The 7,835-nt window shown below is 69.3% G+C and carries 8 protein-coding genes; all 8 read left to right on the top strand.

Features of this window, described 5'->3' with window-relative positions:
- On the top strand, nucleotides 1–326 hold a 326-nt coding region (locus VGH68_RS13250), incomplete at its 5' end, for a 4a-hydroxytetrahydrobiopterin dehydratase (protein WP_331604081.1).
- 451 nt (nucleotides 327–777) lie between these two features.
- Nucleotides 778–1,803 (top strand): beta-ribofuranosylaminobenzene 5'-phosphate synthase family protein, encoded by a 1,026-nt coding sequence (locus VGH68_RS13245; protein ID WP_331604080.1) that lies wholly within the window; start codon nucleotides 778–780, stop codon nucleotides 1,801–1,803.
- Between the two features lie 202 nt (nucleotides 1,804–2,005).
- The gene (locus VGH68_RS13240) at nucleotides 2,006–2,932 is read left to right on the top strand and encodes an NAD(P)-dependent methylenetetrahydromethanopterin dehydrogenase (RefSeq protein WP_331604079.1); all 927 of its coding nucleotides are present in this window, start codon (nucleotides 2,006–2,008) and stop codon (nucleotides 2,930–2,932) included.
- 10 nt (nucleotides 2,933–2,942) lie between these two features.
- Nucleotides 2,943–4,187, top strand: a complete 1,245-nt coding sequence (locus tag VGH68_RS13235; RefSeq protein WP_331604078.1) for an ATP-grasp domain-containing protein — start codon at nucleotides 2,943–2,945, stop codon at nucleotides 4,185–4,187.
- Entirely contained in the window at nucleotides 4,162–5,193 is a 1,032-nt protein-coding gene (gene mch, locus VGH68_RS13230) for a methenyltetrahydromethanopterin cyclohydrolase (protein WP_331604077.1), read from the top strand. The genes VGH68_RS13235 and mch overlap by 26 nt, the downstream gene beginning before the upstream one ends.
- Entirely contained in the window at nucleotides 5,190–6,200 is a 1,011-nt protein-coding gene (locus tag VGH68_RS13225) for a RimK family alpha-L-glutamate ligase (protein ID WP_331604076.1), read from the top strand. The genes mch and VGH68_RS13225 overlap by 4 nt, the downstream gene beginning before the upstream one ends.
- A 200-nt stretch (nucleotides 6,201–6,400) precedes the next feature.
- Entirely contained in the window at nucleotides 6,401–7,309 is a 909-nt protein-coding gene (locus VGH68_RS13220) for a triphosphoribosyl-dephospho-CoA synthase (protein WP_331604075.1), read from the top strand.
- 182 nt (nucleotides 7,310–7,491) lie between these two features.
- Nucleotides 7,492–7,835, top strand: a 344-nt coding sequence (gene fae, locus VGH68_RS13215) for a formaldehyde-activating enzyme (protein ID WP_331604074.1), incomplete at its 3' end; no start/stop codon positions are given.

The raw sequence follows: 7,835 nt of genomic DNA, 5'->3' as shown, positions 1-7,835 counted from the left end.
ATCTCGAGGACGGCTGGCTGCGGCGCAAATACCGCACCGAAGGCTGGAAAGGCACGCTGATGGTGGTCAACACGGTCGGCCATCTGGCGGAGGCAGCATGGCATCACCCGGACTTGACGGTCTCCTACGCGTTCGTCACGGTGAAGCTCAAGACCCACAGCGCGAAGGGCATTACCGACAAGGACCTGGCGCTCGCGGCCAAGATCGAATCGGTGGTCCACTGGCAGCCCGGTCTCGAAGACGGCCCGCTCGAAGGCACGCCGTCCGACGATCAACGCTTCCGCTATATCAAGTACGACGCGCCGAAAGCCGCGCCAGCGGGTTGATCCGCGAGCGGGCCGTGCAGTGCTGACGTTCACGCGCGACCCGACCAACAGCGCGCCGGGATTTTTGTTTATGCGGGCGTGACCTAGAGCGCTCGATGCGTATGCGCAATGCGTAACGCATGGCCAATGCGTCGCTGATGCGTCGCACACGTGTCGTACGCCTCAGCGACGGTGCCGCGATGAAACAGCGCGTGACACAGTGCACCTTCAGCGTCACACAGCGTCCATGCGCAGCCGGAGCAGCGGCGCACGCGGCCCGCCATGCAACGCGGGCGGTGCCAGGCCGAAGCCGCCCGAGCCGCGCGCCGCCCGCCGCGGTGAGCGGCTGGTACGCGTTCTGCTTGAACACGCCCGGCGTACTGCCGCGTGGGTCCGCGCCGCATCCCCGACGCTCAGCGGCCGAAGTCTTGCGACGCGCAAGCACACGCAAGCACCGTTAAGGACACTTGAGATGCCGCTTCAGCTCCGCCGCCCGCAGCCGCGCACGGCCATCGCGATCGATGCGCCCGCGCGCCTGCATCTGGGTTTTCTCGATCCGAACGCATCGCTCGGCCGCGCGTTCGGCAGCCTCGGCCTCGTCATCGACGCGCACAGCACGCGGCTCGAAGCCCGCATCGCCGAGCGCGAGCAGATCAACGGCGCGGCCGATAACGCCGAACGCGAACGGATCGCGCTGTGCGTCGCGCGCTTACAGGCCGCGTACGGCCCCGCGACGCTCGCGATCGACGTGATCCATGCGCCGCGCGCGCACACCGGCCTCGGCTCCGGCACGCAACTGGCGATGGCCGTCGGCACCGCGTTCGCGCGTCTCGTCGGCCAGCCCGCCAGCAGCGCCGAAATCGCCAGTCTGCTCGGACGCGGCGCGCGCTCCGGCATCGGCATTCTCGGTTTCGATTGCGGCGGCCTGCTGCTCGATGGCGGGCCGCCCGGCGATCTGCGTCAACACGTGCCGCCGTTGCTGGCGCGCCAGCCGTTTCCAGATCAGTGGCGCGTGCTGCTGGTCAGCGACAACAGCCGCGAGGGTTTGCACGGCACCCGCGAACGCCGCGCATTGGCCGCGCTCGCCCCGTTCCCGCAGCGGCTCGCCGCGCACCTGTGCCATCTGGTGCTGATGCGGATCCTGCCGGGCGCGGCCGAACATGACTTCGCGCCGTTCGCGCACGGCATCACCGAAATGCAGCAGCTCATCGGCGAATACTTCGCGAGCGCGCAAGGCGGCGTGTTCGCGAGCCCGGACGTCGAGCGCGTGCTGCGCGAGGTCGCCGCCGAGCGGACGGCCGGCATCGGTCAGACCTCGTGGGGGCCGACGGGCTTCGCGATCGTCGCGAGCGCGCGGGAAGCCGACAGTGCGCTGACGACCGCGCGGGCGGCGGCACGCGCGATGCCGCATATCGAATGCCGCATCGTCGCGGGCCGCAACAGCGGCGCGGCGATCCGCGACGCCGAAGCGCGCGCGCCGCATAGCGACGCCGCATGATGCACAGCTTCTGCTCACGGCCGCCGCCACGCCCCGCGATCCGGTCACTGCCGGGCCGGTGCCGGCAACGCGCGCCGAAGCCGCAGCCGCCGCGCGAAGCCTGCCGGCGCGGCGCCGCGATGCGTTGCCTCGCGGCGCGCCGTCCGCGCGATTGCCCCTGAAGCCACCGAAGCCACCGAAGCCACTGAGACGAGCCCTCGCCATGTCAGAAACGATCGAAAGGCCCTATATCCTGCACATGTTCACGGCCACGCCGCAGACGAGTCCGTTCGACGTCAACATGGCCGCCGACGCGGGCTACCAGGTGATCGTCCCGTATTGCGGCGTCGACGCCGCGATGGTCGCGAATCTCACGCAGGACGCGATCTTTTCGCGCGGACCCAAGGGGGTATCGCGCACCGGCATTTTTATCGGCGGACGCGACGTGATGCAGGCCGCCGACATGCTCGACATCGCACGCCGCGCGATGGTCCCACCGTTCGAGGTGTCGGTATTCGCCGATCCGAGCGGTTCGTATACGACCGCGGCAGCGCTCGTCGCGCTGGTCGAGCGCCATCTCGGCAAACAGCACGGGGTGGAGCTAGGCGGCAAGCGCGTGCTGATTCTCGGCGGCACCGGCGCGGTTGGGCGCATCGCGGCGGCGATCGCCGCATCGCGCGGCGCCGACGTGACGATCGCGAGCCATAGCAACGGCGTCCGCGCGCTGGCCGTGGCGGCCGAACTCAATCAGCGCTTCGGCATCGTCATCAACGGCATCGGCACCACGACCGCCGGCGAATTGCACAGCGCGCTGGCCGACACCGAGATCGTGCTGGCCACCGCGGTGGCCGGCGTGCAGGTGCTCGGCAGCGACGATCTGGCGCACGCGAAGCGGCTGCTCGTCGCCGCGGACGTCAACGCGGTGCCGCCCGAGGGCATCGCGGGCGTCAACGTGATGAACGACGGCAAGCCAATCGACGGCGTGCCGAACGCGGGCGCGATCGGGATCGGCGCGCTCGCGATCGGCAACGTCAAGTATCAGGTCGAGCATCGGCTGTTCATGCAGATGCGCACCGGCGGCAAGCCGGTGTACCTGAGCTTTCCGCAGGCGTTCGACGAGGCCCGCGCGGTCGCGGCCGGACTCGGCTGAGGCGGCCGTCATGAAGCCGCACCGGCCGCACACGCACACGCAGCATGCCCCGCATGCGCAGCACGCGCCGTTCGTCGCGGTGGCCGGCGCGTCCGCGCGCCTGCTGGCGCAGTCGGCGGCATGCGCCGGTCTGCGCGTCGCCGCGCTCGATATCTTCGGCGACCGCGACACCCGCAAGGCCGCCGAGCTGTGGTTCGACATCGGCGGCGATGGGCTCGCGGTCGATCCCGTGCGGCTGGTCGATGCGCTCACGCGTGTCGCGCGTTTGCCGGATCTGCTGGGCTGGATCGGCGGCAGTGGGCTCGAACCGCTGATGACCCAACTTTGCCGCGAGCCCGGCTTGCCCCGCCTGCTCGGCAACGCCGCGCCAACGCTCGACGCGGTGCGCGAGCCGCGGCGCTTCTTCGCGCTGCTCGACGCGTTGCGCATTGCACATCCCGCCGTCTCGTTCGAGCCGCCGGCGCGAGCCGACGAGTGGCTCTTCAAAGACGCGGACGGCTGCGGCGGCACGCATATCAGGCCGGCGGCGCAAGTCGATGCGGCCACCCTACCCGCGCGCGGCTATTTCCAGCGCATCGGCGACGGCCGGCCGCTGTCGGCGCTGTTTATCGGCGCGCGCGGGCGCGCGTATCTGATCGGCTTCGCCGAGCAGGTGACCTGCGCGATCGGCGCTCTGAAGTATGTGCACGCCGGCTCGATCGGCCCGCTCGAGATGCCGCCAGCGGTCGTTGCACGCATCCAGGCCGCGCTCGACGCGCTGTGCGAGCGCACCGGTCTGGCCGGCCTCAATAGCTGTGACTTTCTGTTCGACGGTGCCAGCTTCCAACTGCTCGAAATCAACGCGCGGCCCTCGTCGACGATGGCGCTGTACGAAACCGCGTCGCCCGATGCATGGCCGCGCGGCTTGCTCGCGTGCCACCTCGATGCGTGCCGTTTCGGCCGCCCGCCGTCGAGCGCGAGTCTCGCGCTCGCGCGCGAGCCACGCTGGTGCGCCGGCCAGCAGGTGCTGTTCGCGCCCGCGCCGTTCACCGTGTCAGCGGCGTTTTCCGATGCCTGCATAAGCGACCCGCAGTGCCGCGACGTGCCGATGCCCGGCGCCCATATCGACACCGGGCAGCCGGTCTGCACGCTGCTCGTGCGCGCCGCATCGATCGACGCGGTGCGGCGCGCGCTCGATGAACAGCACACGCGCGTCACCGTCCGAATCGAAACCTGCGATGAACCCGACTATGCCTTCATCCAATCCCATTCCTGAGACCGCCCGCCAGCCCGCCGACGCGCCGAGCGTCAATGCGCTGAGCGAGCGGCTGGTCACGCGTCTGGTGGACAATGCCGCACGCCTCGGCGTCGCACTCAGCCGCACCGACGGCGGCACGGTGATCGCCGATGCCGGCGTCGCCGCGCGCGGCAGCATCGAGGCCGGCGTGCTGATCGCGCGCATCTGCATGGGCGGACTCGGCCGCGTCGCGGTGCGCGCGAATCTCGACGCGGCGCCGCTGTGGCCGACGATGATCGAAGTCAGCACCTCGTCGCCGGTGCTGGCCTGCCTCGGCAGTCAGTACGCCGGGTGGAGCCTCGCGGCGACCAAAGAGCAGACCGGCGGCAAGAAGTTTTTCTCGCTCGGCTCCGGTCCCGCGCGCGCGTTGGCCGTCAAGGAGCCGCTATTCGACGAGCTCGCCTATCGCGATCGTCACGAGCGCGGCGCGCTGGTGCTCGAAGTGGACCGGCTGCCGCCCCAGGTCGTGATCGACAAGGTGCTGCACGATTGCGGCCTCGCACCCGACCGGCTGACGCTGATCGTCACGCCGACGCAGTCTGTGGCGGGAACGGTACAGGTGGTCGCGCGTGTGGTCGAAGTTGCGTTGCACAAGGTCCATGTGCTCGGCGTGCCGCTCGACGAAGTCGTCGAAGGCGTGGGCTCCGCGCCGTTGCCGCCGCCCGCGCCGGATGGCATTCAGGCGATGGGCCGCACCAACGACGCGATTCTCTACGGCGGCCGCGTGCATCTGACCGTCAGGCACGACGACGTCGCGCGGCGCCTCGCCGACAACCTGCCCGCCGCCACGTCACGCGACTACGGCCGGCCGTTCGCGGATATCTTCACGGCGTTCAATTTCGACTTCTATCAGATCGATTCCGCGCTATTCGCGCCGGCCGAGGTGTGGGTGAGCAGCCTCGAAAGCGGTGCGACCTATCATGGCGGCCGGGTCGATGGCCGGCTGTTGCACGATCAGTGGGGCGGCCAGTCCGTGGCCGCATGACACTCACGCACGCAGGCACCCGCATCGCGATCATGTCCGATGAGACGGGCTGGCACACCGGTCGCCTGAAGAAAGCGTTTCGCGCGCGCGGCGCCGACGCGCGCTGCGTCGATCTGGCGAATTGCCGTATCGACACGACCTGGCAACCGCACGGTCTCGCGATACCGGGCTTCGGCCATACGCTGCCGGATGCGGTGTTCGTACGCGGCATCGCCGGCGGCAGCTTCGAGCAGGTGACGCTGCGGCTCGGCATCCTGCATGCGCTGCGCGAATTGGGCGTGCCGGTCTATAACGATGCGCGCGCGATCGAGCGCAGCGTCGACAAATCGATGACGAGCTTCCTGCTGCATCGCGCGGGCGTGCCGACGCCGGCCACGTGGGCCGGCGAATCGGCCGCGTTCGCGCAGCGCGTGCTGATTCGCGAAGCGGCCGCCGGGCGGCAGGTCGTGCTCAAGCCGCTATTCGGCTCGCAGGGCCATGGGCTCAGACGGCTCGGCGGCACGCGTGGCGGGGCGCTGACGCCGTTGCCGTCGCTCGCGCGGTATCAGGACGTCGCCTATTTGCAGCGCTATATCCCCGGAGGGCGGCGCGGTTTCGACTGGCGCGTGCTGGTGATAGGCGGGCGGGCGGTCGCGGCGATGCGGCGCGTCGGTGGCAAAGGCTGGATCCATAACTTTGCGCAAGGCGCACGTTGCGAGCCCACCGAATTGTCGCCGCGGCTCGCGCAAACCGCTGTGCAAGCCGCTGCCGCGCTAGGGCTCGACTATGCGGGCGTGGATCTGATTCCCGCTCCGGGCGATCTGGGCGGCGCCGAGCATGCTGAATGTGCCGAAGGGGCCGCCGCGCCGATGGTGCTCGAAGTCAACGGGGTGGCCGCATGGCGCGGCTTGCAGTCGGTGACGCCGTTCGACATCGCGACCGCGCTCGTCGACGATCTGCTCGACCGCAAGCTCGCCGCGCACCGGAGCACGAGCGATGAGGCCAGGCAACCCGCGGCGGCCGGGTGAGTTGCGCGCGTGCGTTACGCGAACGAGCATCGTCCATGAGTGCCGCACATGAACGCCGTACATGAACGCCGTACATCTGCGTCGTAGACCTGCGCCGTACATCTGCGTCGTACATCCGCGTCGTACATCCGCGCGGTATGTCAGCGCCGCACCTCAGCGCCGTCCATGAGCGCCACGCCTAAGCATCATCGATGAACCCGATGCCCGAACCCCTCACCATCCCACTCGAACATGCTCGCGCAGCGTTCCTCGAAGCCTGCGCGCTCGACGTCGCGACGCCGAAACCCGGCAACGTCAGCACGCAAAGCCCCGGCCACGGGATGCACGCCGCGCAGTTTCTCGCGAGCGCACACGCATCGCTGGACCCACTGTTCACACCGGGCGCTCGGGTCGGCCAGCGCATTCTCGACGCAATCACCGGCACGCGCGCCGCGGCTGGCTGCAACACGAACCTCGGCATCGTGCTGCTCGTCGCCCCGCTCGCGGCAGCCCTCGACGACACCGGCGAGCTCGCGCTATCCGCACAAAGCTGGCGCCAAGCGGTGTCACGCGTGCTGGACAGGCTCGATATCGAAGACGCGCGCCTTGCCTACCGCGCGATCGCGCTCGCCAACCCCGGCGGACTCGGCGACGCGCCCGAGCAGTCGGTACACGCACCGCCGACCATCGGTCTGCGCGACGCAATGCGCATCGCCAGCGAGCGCGACAGCATCGCGCGGCAATATGCGAACGGCTTCGCGGACCTGTTCGACACCGGCCTCCCCGCGTATCGCGAGGTGCCGCCCGATGCGCCCGACGTCGCGATGCTCAACGTATTTCTCGCGTTCCTCGGCCGCTGGCCCGACTCTCACATTGTGCGCAAGCACGGGCTCGCGCTGGCGCAGAGTGTCACGCTCGCGGCACGCGAACAGCACGCTCGCTGGCGGCAAATGCCCGGGCCACCGGTTCAGTCGCGCCGCACCGCAGCCGATCCTCAGCTCGACGCGTGGGACCTTCAACTGAAGGCGCGCGCGATCAATCCCGGCACCAGCGCTGACCTGGCGGTGGCCACGCTGTTCGTCGCGCGCTGTGTCGAAGCTCGTCCCACGCCCCGGATTCCGGCCGACTGAACGACGTCGGCATCCAAAGCCCATACGCTGCGCGTCCGGCGTGCGCGCGCGACGCGAAAACTGGCACGGAACCTGTTAGTTACTACCGCCCGTGCATCCCGCGCCGTGGTGCAATGCGGCATCCGGACGATCACAGGCGGCGTGTCGCCAGCAGGTCCATACCTACTCATTGGAGGAACAGAATGGCCAAGATCAACCGCGTCATGATCGGGGAGTCGCTCATCGGCGACGGCAACGAGGTCGCGCACATCGACTTGCTGATCGGACCGCGAGGTTCGGCTGCTGAAACCGCGTTCTGCAACGCGCTCACCAACAACAAGGACGGCTTTACTTCGCTGCTCGCCGTCGTCGCGCCCAATCTCATCACCAAGCCGAACACGATCCTGTTCAACAAGGTGACGATCAAGGGCGCCAAGCAGGCAGTGCAGATGTTCGGCCCGGCCCAGCACGGCGTCGCGATGGCGGTGGCCGACAGCGTGGCCGAGGGCGTCATTCCGGCCGATGAGGCCGACGACCTGTATATCTG

The sequence above is a fragment of the Paraburkholderia sp. genome, from assembly GCF_036488505.1.
Taxonomy (GTDB): domain Bacteria; phylum Pseudomonadota; class Gammaproteobacteria; order Burkholderiales; family Burkholderiaceae; genus Paraburkholderia.
This window is presented reverse-complemented; position numbering and strand designations above follow the sequence as displayed.